Below are 14,196 nucleotides of genomic sequence, written 5' to 3'. Positions count from 1 at the left end.
GACGTTCATCCTGCCGCATCAGGGCCATCAGGCCCGTCAGTCCTGTCGTCATCACGATCATGGATCGACTCCTGCAACTGCGAACCGTTTGCAGGTTTGCGCATGTTTCGGCTGCGTGCAAGAGGGGGATGGTCGGTGGCGTAAACTCAGGAGATCAACCGTGCGTGAAGACGGCAAACTGGACTATCTCGAACTGCCCGCGACCGACGTGGGCCAGACCAAGGAATTCTACGCCAAGACGTTCGGCTGGACCTTCGTCGACTACGGCCCGACCTATGCGGCCTTTGAACAGGGGCTGGACGGTGGTTTCGACGCTGACGCCGAACGCACCAGAACACCCCTGCCCGTCCTCTACGCCCACGATCTTGAGGCCATGCAGGCCAAGGTCGAGGCGGCGGGCGGAAAGGTGCTGAAGCCGATCTACAGCTTCCCAGGCGGCCGCCGCTTCCACTTCGCCGATCCGACAGGCACCGAACTGGCCGTCTGGTCCGAGAACTAAACCTTAGCGGGGGTCCACCGACTGGCCGATCCGTTCGGCCAGCACCCGGTCCGCGCCTTCGACGCTGGCGACCCAGATGTGGATTTCACGCGGGGCGGTCGCACGCTGGAACAGATGCTCCAGCGCCAGACGACGGCCGCCCTCTGTCACCACGATCGAAGCTCGGCCCGAGGCGTTGACCTGTTCACCGTCATAGATCGGGAACTGGGACGACGGTCCAGCATAGATCATCAACAGCGTCTCTGCCCCGCGACGCACGGAATAGACGGCGCCGTCCGTTCCGGCAGGCGCACGTACGATTCCCAGACCGCTGGGCAGATCAACCGCGAACGGCAGGGCCGCGATTTCCGCCGACGTCAAAGTGCGGGTTGCAGGAGCGGGCGTGGGTGCTGGCGTCGGCGCAGGAACGGCGACAGCCGCGGGCGTTACGGGCCGTGCGGGCGCCACAGCGGGGACTGACGGCGCTGCGGCCGGGCGAACCGGCGCAGGCGTTGGAGTTGCGACAGGTGCTGGCGTTGCGGGACGTGGCGCCGCAGGACGCGGTGTTGCGGCGGGCGCCGCGGCAGGCGTTGAAGGTGATGATGGCGTCTGCGCCGGAGCAGGTGTTGGCGCAGCAGGACGCGCGGCGGCGGACGGCGGCATGCTGTTCAGATCATGGGTCAGCGAAGACGTCGGCGCTGAAGCAGGCGCCGAAACAGCCGGTCGCGGCGCAGCCTGGGCAGCGGGCGCTGCGGGGCGAGGCGCAGGCGCTGGCGTGGACGCAGACGGGGTGGCCCTTGCGGGCGCGGGCGTTGCGGGAGGAACCGCCGCAGGCGTCACGACCGGTACAGGCGCAGCCGCAGCGGAAGGCGGCAAACTGTTCAGATCGCGCGTCAGGTCCGATCCCGGGCGCTGGGCGGGCGGGGTCGTCTGCCCGGACAACAGGACGGCGGCGGCGAGTGCGATCATCGACATGTGCTGACCATTACGCGCACTCGCGCGGACGGCAAGACCGGATCAGGCCTTGGGCATCTGCACCCAGAAGGCGGCGCCCTTGCCCGGTTCGGACACGACGCCGATTGTGCCCTGCTGCAACTCGACCAGACGCTTGGCCAGGGCCAATCCCACACCATGCCCCTCGATGCTGGAGCGTTCCAGCCCCAGACGGTTGAACGGCTCGAACAGCTGGGCCTGCTTCTCGGCGCTCAGACCCGGTCCGAAGTCGACGACCTCAATCCGCACACAGTCCCCGGAACGGGCGGCCCGCAGAATGACCCGTCCGCCGGATGCGCCGTATTTCAGGGCATTGGAGGTCAGATTGCCGATCACCTGAGCCAGGCGCTGGGAATCCGCCAGAACTGTCAGCCCCTCTGCATCAGCCTCGACATCGATGGTCAGGTCCTGCGCCTCGGGTCGCAGCAGGGCGGCGCGGCGCGTGTCCTCCAGCAGGCCCGCCACATCCGTAGGCCGCACATCCACCTTGATCGCCCCGGCCTCGGCGCGGGCCACGTCAAGCAGGTCATGGGCCAGGGCCTCGACCTCGCGGGCCGTGCGCACCAGCATGTCCGCCATCTCGGCCTGTTGCGGCGTGACCGCGCCGAGTTGGCCGTTCTTCCACAGATCGCCTATGCCGATGATGCCGGCGACGGGGCTCTTGATCTCATGGGCGACATTGGCCAGCAGGCGCGATTTGGCTTCGGATGCCCGCTCGGCTCGCACCTGCCCGGCCTTTGCGCGCGCCGCCAGCCGATTACGGTCTTCAAGCAGGGACGCCAGCAGGATCATGGGCACATAGCCGATCAGCACCAGCAACTGCGCCGCCATGACCTGCTCCGCGACCGACTCATCGCGCAGATAGGGGCCCATGCCGTTCATCGCCGAACCAACCGCCAGGACAGCGACGATCAACAGGCTCGTCGCCGCGCCGATCACGCCCAGACGCGCCGAAGCCAGCATCAACAGCGGCAGCAGGACGAAGCCGAACGTCAGGCGTCCATCATAGATGGCGGTGTAAACCACGCCGATGGCCATCATCAGCGCGCAGAACTCGATCAGGCGCACAGGCCGCATCAGCCGCTTCAGGCTGGCGTGCGTCACCGCCAGACCCAGACAGCCCAGAATGGCGATCCCCATCGCATGACCGAACCACCAGGTCTGGAAGTTGGCCAGAAAACCACCCTGCCCGCTCAGGCTCAGGACGCAGGATATCAGAACGCCTGCAGGAATCGGCGCAATCAGGGCCGCGGCAAACACGAAGCGCCCGGACATGGTGGCGCTCGACATGTTCTGGCCCGGCGCGATACGGCGCGCCAGCATGACGGCGACAGTGATTTCCAGAATGTTGGCGAAGGCGAACAGCAGGGCGTAGCCAGGCGCGTTTCCGGCCAGGATCTCGCCGATCAACATGCTGATCGTCAGCACAGCGATGAAGGCGGCGTCTTCCTTGCGGCTGCTGCTGTTTCTCAGCCAGATGGCGATGGCGACGCCGCCTCCGCCCCACAGGCCTGCGACAAGACCGGACGAACGCGTGAACATGATCGAGACGACGATCAGGGCGGCCACAATCAGGCCTGTCGCGATCAGTGTCAGCGGATGTTCGAAGGTGCGAACGGCTTCGCGGCCATCGTCCCTGACGGCCCGACGCGCCTGTGCCTGCGCATCAGCCTTGCGCACGGCCCGCGTTTCGATGTCGAGCGCACGGCTCATGGCGATAATCTCGGACTGGAACTGACGACCGAGACTATACGAGAGGTTCCTAATATCCCCTGAAACTAAGAATTCACCATTAGGTTGAAACCTGCAACCGCAAAGGCTGCGCCCTTGGGATGCTTCCAGACGCCCGCACTGACGGCGATGAAGTCCGCTCCGGCCCTGGCGACCTCGGCCGCATTGTCGATGGTGATGCCGCCAATGGCGACGCAAGGCACCTCGACCGTCTCCTGCCACACGGTCAGAAGCTCCAGCGGCGGACGGTGCACCGTCTCCTTGGTGTCGGTCGGGTAAAAGGCGCCGAAGGCCACATAGTCCGCGCCACCTTCCGCCGCGTCCCAAGCCAGGTCGCGGTCGTCATGGCAGGTGACGCCGATCATGGCGTCCGGCCCCATAATGCGCCGCGCCTCGGCCAGCGATCCGTCTTCCTGCCCGATGTGAACCCCGTCACAGCCCGTCGCCTTGGCCAGATCTGGCCGGTCATTCAGCAGGACCGCCACCTCATGACGACGCGCGATGGGGGCCAGCACCTCGACCGCCCCCCGGATCGTCGCATCATCGGCAGGTTTCAACCTGATCTGCAGCGCCGCCACGTCACCCGCGGCCAAGGCCTCGTCCAGCGTCGCAGCGAAGGCGTCCAGATCGGGAATGGACGGCGGCGTGATCAGATACAGTCGGCAGGGCGGACGTTCGGGGGCGGTTGGAGTTCTGGCCATGCCCGTCCTTCCCTCTCCCGCGACGATCCGTCAACGGCCCAGGCCTGAGAACGACTTGCAATCGCCTTAAGGGATGCTATAGCGAACCATTCTCAGTCAGTGGATCGCGTAGAACTTCGTGTACGTCTGCAACTGCAATGGCCTTCGCAAGCGTGATGTCGCCCAGTCGATCGAGGCTGGCGCCTGCCGTCCGCGCGATATTTTCGCCAGTCACCAATGCCAGGCCCAGTGCGCCAAGTGCGTCTGTGAAATGCGCCAGATGATCCAGGACAGCCGCGAAGCATTCGCACTCGCAGCCGAGTAGTCGCCGCCGCGTATCGCGGGCGAAAATCACTCGCACTATCAATGTACTGATAAAAACTCGCAAATAAACAATGCGGGTTTTACTGTGGTATTGCGTCGCTCAACAAACGGCGAACGCGCCGTGGCGAGACCAAGGACCATGGCCATGAAGGGCGACCCCGCAATCATCCGCACGCTGAACGCAGTGCTGACCAATGAACTGACGGCTGTGAACCAGTACTTCCTGCATGCACGCATGTTCGAAAGCTGGGGCCTGTCGCACCTTGGCAACGTGATCTACGAAGAATCGATCGGCGAGATGAAGCACGCCGACATGCTGATCAAACGCATCCTCTTCCTGGACGGCCTGCCCAACCTGCAGGACCTGCACAAGCTGAAGGTCGGTGAAGACCCCATCGAATGCCTGGGCGCCGACCTGCAGCTGGAAATCGACAGCCGCGCCACGACCGCCGCCGCCGTGACCCAGTGCGAAGAAACCCGCGACTATGTCAGCCGTGATCTGCTGATGAAGATCCTGTCCGACACCGAGGAGCACATCGACTTCCTCGAAAACCAGCACAAGCTGATCGAACTGATGGGCGCGCAGAACTATCTGCAGTCCGCCATGAAGGAAATCGTCACCGACGGCGCCGCAACCGGCAACTGAGGGAACCCTGATCCGCTCCGGCCATTTGCTTTTACAGGACATTCCTGGGGCCAAGCTGGAGCGGACCATGACCGACATTGACGAAGCCATCGACGACGTGCGCGATGCGGCGACGGACTTTCTGAACAGCGAAGGCCGCAGCGCCAGCCACGTCGTCGCGGGCGTCATCATCACGGCGGGCTTCGCCCTTCTGGCCAGCGGCATCGCCTCCAGCGCGCTGAAGTCCAGAACCGCCAAACGCCGTCGCGGCGGCGCCCAAGCCATCGCCGAACAGCCGCAGGGGGCTTTCAGCCTGATCCTGCCTGCCGTGTTTTCCGCAACAACGCTTTCGGCGGTCCGCGTCTGGAACGCCCCGCCTGCGCGCGAACGCACCGCCGCCTTGGGTCTGTGGGCCGCCGCCCAGACCGTCAACGCCGTCTGGCTGGGCCTGCGTCCCGCCTCCATGTGGAAACAGGTGCTGGCGGCCATGTCCTCGGCGGGTCTGGCCGCCGCCTTCGCCTATGAGGCGCGCAAGCTGAACGACGCCCCCGTCCCCCTGCCCTCGCCCAGGCGCGCGGCTCGCAATGTCCGCCGCTATCTGCACCGCAAGGCCGATCAGGTCGGCGACCGGTTCCGCACACTGCATTAAGCGCCTGTATTGTGCTTTTGCGGGGCTTCCTTTACGGGTCGCGCCCTTCGCCACGCTCCGGATCGGCTGCGTGAGCGCAACCCCAATTCCGATGTGACCCCATGAAGATCAACGGTAACACCATCAAGCCCGGCATGGTCCTGCAGCACAATGGCGGCCTGTGGGTCGTCACCAAGGCCAGCCACGTCAAGCCCGGCAAGGGCGGCGCCTTCGCCAACGTCGAGGCCAAGAACCTCGAAACCGGCAACAAGCTGAACGAACGCTTCCGTTCGGAAGACAAGGTCGAGCGTGTCACGCTCGAGCAGCGCGACTACTCCTACCTGTTCGACAACGGCGACAGCCTGGTCTTCATGGACGACGCCACCTACGAACAGATCGAACTGCAAAAGGGCTGGGTCGGCGAAGACCGCATCCCCTACCTGCAGGAAGGCATGAAGGTCATCATCGAGTCGCACGAAGAGCGTCCGATCGGCCTGGAGCTGCCCGACCACGTGGTTCTGGAAGTCGCCGAAACTGAGCCGACCGTTAAGGGCCAGACCGCTTCTTCTTCCTACAAGCCTGCAACCGCCTCCAACGGCGTGCGCATCATGATCCCGCCCTATATGTCAGCGGGCGAAAAGATCGTCGTCGACACGGCGACCGGCGAATACGTCCGCCGCGCAGACTAAGCGTACCGACGGCCCCTTCGGGGGCCGTTTCCTTTCTTGAACTTCTCCGCATGCCCGGGCCCCCATCTCAATAAGAATGGGCCTTGTCAGGACATGCGGACCAGGAGATTCCCCCCATGGCTCTCGCCTCCGCCCTTCTTCAAGTCATGACCGATGCGGTCCGCAAGACCGCCCGTCCGATGATGCGCGACTTCGGCGAAGTCTCCCAGCTTCAGGTTTCCCGCAAGGGCCCCGGTGATTTCGTCACCGCTGCCGACCTGCGCGCCGAAGACACCCTGTTCGAACTGCTGATGAAGGCCCGCCCCGGCTATGGCTTCCTGGGCGAGGAACGCGGCATGGTCGAAGGCACCGACAAATCGCACACCTGGATCGTCGATCCGATCGACGGCACCACCAACTTCATGCACGCCATGCCCCATTTCGCCATCACGGTGGGCCTGGAGCGCCGTGCGCCTGACGGCTCCAGCGAGATCGTCGCGGGCGTCACCTACAACCCCGTCATGAACGAACTGTTCTGGGCCGAAAAAGGCAAGGGCTGCTATCTGAATGACCAGCGCATTCGTGTCGCCGGTCGTCGCGACCTGTCCGAAAGCCTGATCGCCACCGGCCTGCCCTTCATCGGCAAGTCGGGACACGCCCAGGCCATCAAGGACATTCACGCCGTGGGTCAGCGCGTTGCCGGCATCCGTCGCCTTGGCTCCGCCGCCCTGGACTTCGCCTGGGTCGCCGCAGGCCGCTATGACGCCTATTATGAGCGCAACCTGAAGCCTTGGGACGTGGCGGCAGGCATCCTGTTCGTCACCGAGGCTGGCGGCCGCGTGACCACCATCGACAACGACGGCGATCCCAAGACTGGCTCGACCATCCTGGCGTCCAACCCCGAACTGCACCCGCAACTGCGCAAGGTTCTGCAGGGCGCGTAAGCTCAAAGCCTCTCCCTCCCCGACGGGGAGGGAGAGCATCCGGCGCTGTCATGCCTGCGTCGCGTCCCGGCCCTATCCAAAGGCCATGATCCGCGCCATCCTGACCGCCCTGATCCTGTACACAGGAGCCCCTGCCGTGGCCCAGCCCCTGATCATCGCCCACCGCGGCGCATCGGGCGAACGGCCCGAACACACCCGTTCCGCCTATGAGCTGGCCATCGAACAGGGCGCGGACGTGATCGAGCCCGATCTGGTCATGTCCAAGGACGGCGTCTTCATCGACCGGCATGAAAACGAGATCGGCGGCACCACCGATATCGCCAGCCGTCCCGAATACGCCGACCGCAAGACAACCAAAACCATCGACGGCGTTGTGACCACCGGTTGGTTCACCGAAGACTTCACCCTGGCCGAGTTGAAGACCCTGCGCGCCCGCGAACGTCTGCCGCAGGTCCGCACCGGCAATGTCGCTTATGACGGGCGCGACCCGATCCTGACCTTCGACGAGGTGGTCGAAATCGCGCGCGCCGCGTCCGCTCGCACAGGCCGCACCATCGCCGTCGCGCCTGAGCTGAAACACCCGACCTATTTCGCCGGAATCGGCCTGCCGATGGAGGACGCCTTCGTCGCCGAACTGGAGCGGCTGAACCTGACGGGCGCAGATGCTCCGATCATCATCCAGTGTTTCGAGGTCGGACCGCTGGAGCGGCTGTCCCGCCGCATCAAGGCCCCGCTGGCGCAACTGATCGGCGCAGGCGGCGCGCCCGAGGATCGCCCTGACCTGACCTATGCCCAGATGATCACGCCTGAAGGCCTGAAGGCCGTCGCCGCCTATGCCGCCTGGGTCGCGCCGGACGTGACGCTGGTGATCCCACGCGATACACAGGGCCGTTCGATCGCGCCCTCACCCTTGGTCACCGACGCCCATGCCGAAGGCCTGAAGGTCGTGGTCTGGACCCTGAGGGCGGAAAACTTCTTCCTTCCGCTGGAATACCGCTCGGGCGCCCTGCCCGGCGCCCACGGCGACATGGCGGGCTATGTCCACGCCCTGTCAGAGACGGGCGTGGACGCCATCTTCAGCGACTTTCCTGCACTGGCGCGCGAGGGGCTGCGCTAGGTTTAATCGACACCGTCATTCCGGGGCGTCCGCAGGACGAACCCGGAACCCAGGAGGCTCGCATCCGACGTCGAATGCATCCAGCGATGTGGCTGTAGTCCTGGGTTCCGGGTTCATCGCTTCGCTCAGCCCCGGAATGACGATCTAGGATTTCTACCGACTGAATGTCGATTGGTCCTAGCCCCTTACGTCGCCCGAAACTGCAACTCAGCCAGACGGGCGTAGAGGCCGCCCTGCGCCACCAGTTGCTCGTGCGTGCCCTCCTCGACCACGCGGCCATCATCCATCACCACGATGCGGTCGGCGCGCAGAACGGTGGCCAGACGGTGGGCGATGACCAGGGTGGTGCGCTCCTCCATCGCCTGATCCAGCGCGACCTGCACCAGACGTTCGCTCTCGGCGTCCAGCGCGCTGGTGGCTTCGTCCAGCAGCAGGATCGGCGCATCGCGGACCAGAGCGCGGGCGATGGCCAAACGCTGGCGCTGACCGCCAGACAGACTCTTGCCGCGTTCGCCCAGAGGCGTGTCGAAACCTTCCGGCAGGGCCTCGATGAAGCCCAGCGCCTGGGCCTTCTCGGCGACGATCCGGGCCTCGTCCAGCGTCGTCTCTTCGCGACCGAACTGGATATTCTCGAGCGCTGAGCCCGAGAACAGCGGCGTTTCCTGCGACACCCAGGCGAAACGATTGCGCACGGCGACCGGATCAGCCTCTCGCACGTCCACGCCGTCCACCGACACCAGACCCGTCTGCGGATCATAAAAACGCAGCAGCAGGCGGAAGACCGTCGACTTGCCAGCCCCCGACGGCCCGACCAGAGCCACCGTCTCACCCGGCCGCACGGTCAGGCTGAAGCCCTTCAGCGCAGGCAGATCAGGACGCCCCGGATAGGAGAAGCCGACCGCCGACATCGACACCTCGCCGCGCGGCGGCTGAGGCAGGGCGGTGGCGTGGGCGGGTGGCGCGATGCCCGGCACGGCGCGCATCAGTTCTTCGATCCGCTCCATGGCGCCCGCCGCCTTTTGTACGTCGCCCCAGCTTTCGCCCAGCGCGCCCACGGCGCCCGCAGCGAACACCGACAGCAGCACGAACTGCAGCAAGGCGCCCGGCGACATCGTGCCTGCGACCACATCCTGCGCGCCCAGCCACAGCACCAGGGTCACGCCGCCAAACATGACGACGATAATCAGGGCCGTCATCCAGGCCCGCGCCGCCATACGGGTCAAGGATGCCGCAAACGCATCCTCCACCGCTGCGCCAAAACGGTTGATGGCGCTGCGCTCACGGCCGAACGCCTGCACCGTCTCGATGGCGTCGACGCTTTCACCGGCGAAACCAACGGCGTTAGCGAAGCGATCCTGCGACTTGACCGTCAGCTTGCGCACTCGACGACCGAAAATGAAGATCGGCCCCAACAGGAACGGTACGATCAGCAGCACCAGACCGGTCAGCTTGGGACTGACGAAGAACAACAGAGCCACGCCCCCGATCAGGGTCAGGAAGTTGCGCAGCGCATAGGACACCGACGTGGTCATCAGCGTCTCGACCAGAGCAATGTCCGTGGTCAGGCGCGACAGCACCTCGCCCGTACGCATGTGGGCGTAGAAGGACGGGTCCAGCGTCAGGATGCGCCCGAACAAACCCTTACGCAGATCCGCGATCACGCGCTCGCCCGTGCGGGTGACGTAATAATAGCGGGCGGCGGTGGCCAGCCCCAGGAACAGGGCGTTGGCTCCCAGCAGCAGGAACCAGATATTCAGGTTCGCGCCACCCGCCTCAAACCCATGGTCGATGGCTCCACGCGCCAGCGCCGTCAGCCCCAGCGACGCCGAGGTCGACAGCAGCAGCCAGAACACCGCCATCAGGGCATGGCCCTTGTGGCGCATGGCATAGGGAATCAGTCGCGCCAGCGGGCGCACGTCGCGGCGCTTGGCGCGTTTCTCGCCCGCCTCTGACATTTGCTCGGCCAGCAGGGCGCCCGCGCTGGGGCGGCCCTCCAGCTCGGCCCGGGCGGAATGATGGGATGCGGCAGGAGGAAGATCAGTCATTGCGTCCGCCTCTTGCCCCGGAACGCCCCCCGGTGTAAACGCCGCCGCTCATTCCCGCCCTAATCGGCGGGTTTCTCATTTCATGCGCACGGACGGTCGGCATCGTCACCGCGCGAGACCGGACGACCACCATGAAGCCCGATACGCACCCCGACTACCACTTCATCACCGTCGTGATGACCGATGGCAGCACCTACCAGACCCGTTCGACCTACGGTAAGGAAGGCGACAAGCTGGCGCTCGACATCGACCCGTCGACGCACCCGGCCTGGACCGGCGGCAACGCCCAGATGCTGGACCGCGCCGGTCGCGTTTCGCGCTTCAACAACAAGTTCGGCGGCTTCATCAAGAAGTAAGACCCGACGCTGCGGCATACTGCAGCATTATGGTCACGAAGAGCGTCGGTCGCAGGACCGGCGCTTTTTGTTTGTCTGGAACGCCGATAACATACGGGCGTTCGGGGTAAGGCAAAACAAGGGCGTCGATCCACGGGAGTCGAACTGATCGAGAAGCAGACTGGCTATGAATAGACGGGAACTGGGTCTGGGCGTCGCGACCGCGACCATGGCCCTCGGCTCTACGGCGCGCGCACAACAGGTCTATGTGCAGCGGACCCCGGAGGCGACCGCCTTCTACAACAGCTTCAACGACCAGATCAGCCGCCTGCCCCAGGCCCAGCAGCCCGACGTCCGCGCCTTCTATGAAATGAACGGCTGGCGTCCAGTCTGGAACGCCGAGCGCATCCGCGCCCTGAACGCCGTGGCCCAACGCTCCGAGCGTCATGGACTGGCATCCGGCGACTTCTTCGATTTCGTCGGCTTGGCGGCGGACCCCGCATCGTCCGACCTGCGCACCACAGCGGCGGCCCTCGGCTATGGCCGCGCCCTGGCGATTGGCAAGGTGCGCCCCGAAACGGTCGAGGACCTGTGGGAGATGCAGAAGAATCGCGTCGACCTGCCGCGCGGCCTGTCGGACGCTTTGAACCGCAACATTCTGCTGGACTGGTTCGAAGGTCTGGCCCCGACCGACATCGGCTATCAGAATCTGTCCGCCGGTTATGTCCGTTATCGCAGGATCGCGGCGCAAGGCGGCTGGCCTGCCTTCCCCGCCGGTCCGACCATCGAGCCCAACGCCAGCGACCGCCGCATTCCTGCGCTGATCGACCGTCTGGTCGCAGAAGGTGATCTGACATCTGCGGACGGCGCCCGCCTCAAGGCCCAGGGTCTGACCTATAGTTCGGAACTGCAAAAGGCGGTCGAGGGCTTCCAGGTCCGTCACGGCCTGGGCGCCGATGGTCGCGTTGGCGCAGGCACCCAGCGCTCGCTGTCGGCCACCGCCGAGAACCGCGCCCGCCAGATCGCCCTGAACCTGGAACGCCGCCGCTGGCTGAAGCGCGACGTCGCGCCCGAACGGATCGAGGTCAACACCGCCGCCGCCATCATGGTCTATTGGAAGGACGGCAAGCCGGTCCACTCCAACCGCGTGGTCGTGGGCTCCGCCGACAACCAGACGCCCAGCCTTGAAAAGCCGTTCGCCTCGGTCGTGGCCAATCCGCCCTGGTATGTGCCCGCCGGCATCGCCCGTCGCGAAATCCTGCCCAAGGGTCCCGGCTATCTGGCCGCCAACGACATGTACGTCCAGAACGGCACGGTCATTCAGCGCGCCGGTCCGCGCTCGGCCCTGGGCTATGTGAAGTTCGAGCTGCGCGACAGCTACGCCATCTTCCTGCACGACACCCCGTCCAAGGGCGCCTTCAACCTGTCCATGCGCCAGCGCAGCCACGGCTGCGTCCGGGTGCAGGATGCGGTCGAGTTCGCCCGCCTTCTGCTGTCGCCCGACCCGACCAAACTGAACCAGTTCGACGCCGCCCAGGACAGCCGCGAAACGACCCGCGTCACCACCGGCCGCGAAATCTCGGTGCGCCTGCTGTACTGGACCGCCTTCGTGGACGGTCAGGGCCGCGTGGCCTTCCGTGAAGACGGCTATGGCCGCGACGACAAACTGGCCCAGGCGCTCGGCATCGCCGTCAACCTGCCCAAGCCCATCGACGACGGCGGCCGCCGCGACGCCAGCGACGTCGGGCCGTAAAAAACAACCCTCTCCCGTTGGGAGAGGGCTTGAACGCACGAGAGCGCCAGCGATCGTTCTTATGTGAAAGGGTGAGGGTCACGGCGACGTAGCCAACTCGGCGAACAGCCCCTCATCCGGCCCTACGGGCCTCCCTCCCCGTCCCGGGGAGGGAGAATAAGCGACCCTACTCCCTGAACGCTGCTTCCAGCATGCCCAGTTGGCTCAGCACCGGGTTCTCAGGCGTTTCGTCCTGACCATCCAGATACATGCGCCGGTCCAGATACAGGGCGCGGTCGAACAGTTTCTCGGAACGCACCACATATTCGATCAGGGCGATGGGCAGTTCGGCGTGGCTGGGCTCGGTCTCGACCTTGCGGGCGTTGAGACGATAGCGCGGCGCGCAGGCGGCCTCGGCGGTCATGTCGTCTTCGCGCACGGCCCGCTGCACCAACAGCCAGGATGCAATCTGCATCAGGCGCGTCGTCAGCTTCATGCTCTCGGCGGCATAGGCCAGGGCCGCAGCCCGCGACAGAATCTTGGAATCGCGGCGCCCCTCGCCGTCCAGATAGGCGGCGGTCTCCTCGACTAGTTCCATGCCTTCGCGGAAGGTGCGGTCAAACAGCTCGGAACGGGCGAAGTCACGCACCGTGCGTCCACGTTCCAGCGCGGCCGCCGAGGTCTGTGCCGAATGCGGGGTCGTATCAGACATCATCATCGGATCTAGGGTTGGTCCTGAAATGGGCCCATGACGGCGCCTGTTGCGTCAAACCTGCAACCATCATGCCATGATTTCCCTTAACGGACGATTCACGATCCGAAGTTGAACAAGGCGTCTGCGGCATTCTTCTTGGATTGTTTGGCCTCTATGGCCGCCCGACTGCGCGCGATTTCACGCTCCAGCGCCTCAATCCGCTCCTGCAGGTCACCTACAGAAACCAGATCCAGATCTTCCCGCGACAATGCGGTCAGCGCCTCGCCGCGCTGGGGGCGGGGTTCGAGATCCTCAAACATGGCGTCCCTTTCTGCCTCTGTTGCACTGGCCTGACACGGCCTCAAACCCATATGAGAGCGCCCGGACACGGACGAATGCAAGCGGAGCCCCTTCATGCGCATCATCACCATCGACGGCGGCTCAGGCTCGGCGGAAGCCTTGACCTTGGCCGAACGCCCTGATCCCACGCCGGGACCGGGCCAGGTTCTGATCCGCGTCCACGCTGCGGGGGTGAACCGTCCCGATCTGCTGCAACGCATCGGCGCCTATCCCCCGCCCCCCGGCGCATCAGAGGTTCTGGGGCTGGAAGTGGCAGGCGAGATCGAAGCTGTCGGCGACGACGTCAGCCGCTGGCGGACAGGCGACCGGGTCTTCGCCCTGCTGGGCGGCGGCGGCTATGCGGACAAGGCGGCGGTCGACGCCCGCCACGTCCTGCCGATCCCCGAAGGGCTGGATTTCATTCAGGCGGCGGCCCTGCCCGAGACAGTCTTCACCGTCTTCACCAATGTGTTCGAGGCGGGCGGCCTGAAGGCGGGCGAGACCCTGCTGATCCACGGCGCGACCAGCGGCATCGGCGTCACCGCCATCCAGATGGCCAAGGCGGCAGGCGCCAAGGTCATCGCCACCTCTCGCGGAGCCGAAAAGACCGCTGCCGCCAAGGCGCTGGGCGCCGACATCAGCCTGGACGCCAAGACCGATGACCTGGCCGCCGCCATCGCCGAGGCTGGCGGCGCCGATGTGGTTCTCGACATGGTGGGACGTGATTACGCCGAACTGAACCTGCGGGCGCTGAAGCCGGGCGGACGCTGGGTAGTGATCGCCACCCTGACGGGGTCGCTGGCCGAGGTGGACCTGATGCGGATCATGGTCAAACGCCTGACCCTGACGGGGTCGACCCTGCG

General features: G+C 65.4%; 17 protein-coding genes. 11 read left to right on the top strand and 6 right to left on the bottom strand.

What is annotated here, in order from left to right:
• Positions 1 to 160: 160 nt before the first annotated feature.
• The gene (locus tag QZ281_RS05690; protein WP_292225743.1) at positions 161 to 499 is read left to right on the top strand and encodes a VOC family protein; all 339 of its coding nucleotides are present in this window, start codon (positions 161 to 163) and stop codon (positions 497 to 499) included.
• Between the two features lie 3 nt (positions 500 to 502).
• Here QZ281_RS05690 and QZ281_RS05685 read toward each other — a convergent pair whose 3' ends face one another.
• Positions 503 to 859: a hypothetical protein gene (locus QZ281_RS05685; protein ID WP_292225740.1), complete on the bottom strand. Its 357-nt coding sequence runs from the start codon at positions 857 to 859 to the stop codon at positions 503 to 505.
• Positions 860 to 881: 22 nt separating this feature from the next.
• On the opposite strand from QZ281_RS05685, the gene QZ281_RS05680 reads away from it, so the two are divergent.
• Entirely contained in the window at positions 882 to 1,460 is a 579-nt protein-coding gene (locus tag QZ281_RS05680; protein ID WP_292225738.1) for a hypothetical protein, read from the top strand.
• A gap of 35 nt (positions 1,461 to 1,495) precedes the next feature.
• Here the strand turns inward: QZ281_RS05680 and QZ281_RS05675 are convergent, their stop codons facing one another.
• A complete protein-coding gene (locus QZ281_RS05675) occupies positions 1,496 to 3,184 on the bottom strand; it encodes a sensor histidine kinase (protein WP_292225736.1) in 1,689 nt (562 codons plus the stop codon).
• A 65-nt stretch (positions 3,185 to 3,249) separates the two neighbouring features.
• Positions 3,250 to 3,903: a thiamine phosphate synthase gene (thiE, locus tag QZ281_RS05670; protein ID WP_292225734.1), complete on the bottom strand. Its 654-nt coding sequence runs from the start codon at positions 3,901 to 3,903 to the stop codon at positions 3,250 to 3,252.
• Between the two features lie 118 nt (positions 3,904 to 4,021).
• Between thiE and QZ281_RS05665 the strand changes: the two genes are divergently transcribed.
• From QZ281_RS05665 to QZ281_RS05640, 6 genes are all read left to right on the top strand, one after another.
• On the top strand, positions 4,022 to 4,207 hold the full coding sequence (locus QZ281_RS05665) for a (2Fe-2S)-binding protein (RefSeq protein WP_244999607.1): 186 nt from the start codon (positions 4,022 to 4,024) through the stop codon (positions 4,205 to 4,207).
• A 144-nt stretch (positions 4,208 to 4,351) separates the two neighbouring features.
• Positions 4,352 to 4,852: a bacterioferritin gene (gene bfr / locus QZ281_RS05660; protein ID WP_292225729.1), complete on the top strand. Its 501-nt coding sequence runs from the start codon at positions 4,352 to 4,354 to the stop codon at positions 4,850 to 4,852.
• A 67-nt stretch (positions 4,853 to 4,919) separates the two neighbouring features.
• Entirely contained in the window at positions 4,920 to 5,480 is a 561-nt protein-coding gene (locus QZ281_RS05655; protein WP_292225727.1) for a TspO protein, read from the top strand.
• A 101-nt stretch (positions 5,481 to 5,581) separates the two neighbouring features.
• A complete protein-coding gene (gene efp, locus QZ281_RS05650; RefSeq protein ID WP_292225724.1) occupies positions 5,582 to 6,148 on the top strand; it encodes an elongation factor P in 567 nt (188 codons plus the stop codon).
• A 116-nt stretch (positions 6,149 to 6,264) separates the two neighbouring features.
• Complete coding sequence (locus QZ281_RS05645) at positions 6,265 to 7,071, top strand: inositol monophosphatase family protein (protein WP_292225722.1); 807 nt, start codon at positions 6,265 to 6,267, stop codon at positions 7,069 to 7,071.
• Positions 7,072 to 7,156: 85 nt separating this feature from the next.
• Entirely contained in the window at positions 7,157 to 8,188 is a 1,032-nt protein-coding gene (locus QZ281_RS05640) for a glycerophosphodiester phosphodiesterase (protein ID WP_292225719.1), read from the top strand.
• A 185-nt stretch (positions 8,189 to 8,373) separates the two neighbouring features.
• On the opposite strand, the gene QZ281_RS05635 is transcribed toward QZ281_RS05640, so the two are convergent.
• Complete coding sequence (locus tag QZ281_RS05635; protein ID WP_292225717.1) at positions 8,374 to 10,233, bottom strand: ABC transporter transmembrane domain-containing protein; 1,860 nt, start codon at positions 10,231 to 10,233, stop codon at positions 8,374 to 8,376.
• A 131-nt stretch (positions 10,234 to 10,364) separates the two neighbouring features.
• Between QZ281_RS05635 and rpmE the strand changes: the two genes are divergently transcribed.
• A complete protein-coding gene (rpmE, locus tag QZ281_RS05630; protein WP_292225715.1) occupies positions 10,365 to 10,589 on the top strand; it encodes a 50S ribosomal protein L31 in 225 nt (74 codons plus the stop codon).
• Between the two features lie 166 nt (positions 10,590 to 10,755).
• On the top strand, positions 10,756 to 12,321 hold the full coding sequence (locus QZ281_RS05625; protein ID WP_292225710.1) for a L,D-transpeptidase family protein: 1,566 nt from the start codon (positions 10,756 to 10,758) through the stop codon (positions 12,319 to 12,321).
• 166 nt (positions 12,322 to 12,487) lie between these two features.
• On the opposite strand, the gene QZ281_RS05620 is transcribed toward QZ281_RS05625, so the two are convergent.
• A complete protein-coding gene (locus tag QZ281_RS05620) occupies positions 12,488 to 13,012 on the bottom strand; it encodes a DUF1465 family protein (RefSeq protein WP_292225706.1) in 525 nt (174 codons plus the stop codon).
• A gap of 98 nt (positions 13,013 to 13,110) precedes the next feature.
• Complete coding sequence (locus QZ281_RS05615) at positions 13,111 to 13,314, bottom strand: DUF1192 domain-containing protein (protein WP_109348180.1); 204 nt, start codon at positions 13,312 to 13,314, stop codon at positions 13,111 to 13,113.
• 94 nt (positions 13,315 to 13,408) lie between these two features.
• Here QZ281_RS05615 and QZ281_RS05610 point away from each other — a divergent pair.
• The coding region (locus QZ281_RS05610; protein ID WP_292225702.1) for an NAD(P)H-quinone oxidoreductase at positions 13,409 to 14,196 on the top strand (788 nt) is incomplete at its 3' end.

It is taken from the genome of Brevundimonas sp. (assembly GCF_018608325.1).
In the GTDB taxonomy this organism is placed as follows: Bacteria; Pseudomonadota; Alphaproteobacteria; order Caulobacterales; family Caulobacteraceae; genus Brevundimonas.
Note: the sequence above shows the minus strand (reverse complement) of the source record. Positions and strands in the feature narration are given on the sequence as shown.

What these genes read in the sequence shown, in the direction of transcription:
- QZ281_RS05675 (WP_292225736.1), bottom strand. Translation starts at nt 3,184, where the DNA reads ATGAGCCGTGCGCTCGACATCGAAACGCGGGCCGTGCGCAAGGCTGAT.
- thiE (WP_292225734.1), bottom strand. Translation starts at nt 3,903, where the DNA reads ATGGCCAGAACTCCAACCGCCCCCGAACGTCCGCCCTGCCGACTGTAT.
- bfr (WP_292225729.1), top strand. Translation starts at nt 4,352, where the DNA reads ATGAAGGGCGACCCCGCAATCATCCGCACGCTGAACGCAGTGCTGACC.
- QZ281_RS05655 (WP_292225727.1), top strand. Translation starts at nt 4,920, where the DNA reads ATGACCGACATTGACGAAGCCATCGACGACGTGCGCGATGCGGCGACG.
- efp (WP_292225724.1), top strand. Translation starts at nt 5,582, where the DNA reads ATGAAGATCAACGGTAACACCATCAAGCCCGGCATGGTCCTGCAGCAC.
- QZ281_RS05645 (WP_292225722.1), top strand. Translation starts at nt 6,265, where the DNA reads ATGGCTCTCGCCTCCGCCCTTCTTCAAGTCATGACCGATGCGGTCCGC.
- QZ281_RS05640 (WP_292225719.1), top strand. Translation starts at nt 7,157, where the DNA reads ATGATCCGCGCCATCCTGACCGCCCTGATCCTGTACACAGGAGCCCCT.
- QZ281_RS05635 (WP_292225717.1), bottom strand. Translation starts at nt 10,233, where the DNA reads ATGACTGATCTTCCTCCTGCCGCATCCCATCATTCCGCCCGGGCCGAG.
- rpmE (WP_292225715.1), top strand. Translation starts at nt 10,365, where the DNA reads ATGAAGCCCGATACGCACCCCGACTACCACTTCATCACCGTCGTGATG.
- QZ281_RS05625 (WP_292225710.1), top strand. Translation starts at nt 10,756, where the DNA reads ATGAATAGACGGGAACTGGGTCTGGGCGTCGCGACCGCGACCATGGCC.
- QZ281_RS05620 (WP_292225706.1), bottom strand. Translation starts at nt 13,012, where the DNA reads ATGTCTGATACGACCCCGCATTCGGCACAGACCTCGGCGGCCGCGCTG.
- QZ281_RS05615 (WP_109348180.1), bottom strand. Translation starts at nt 13,314, where the DNA reads ATGTTTGAGGATCTCGAACCCCGCCCCCAGCGCGGCGAGGCGCTGACC.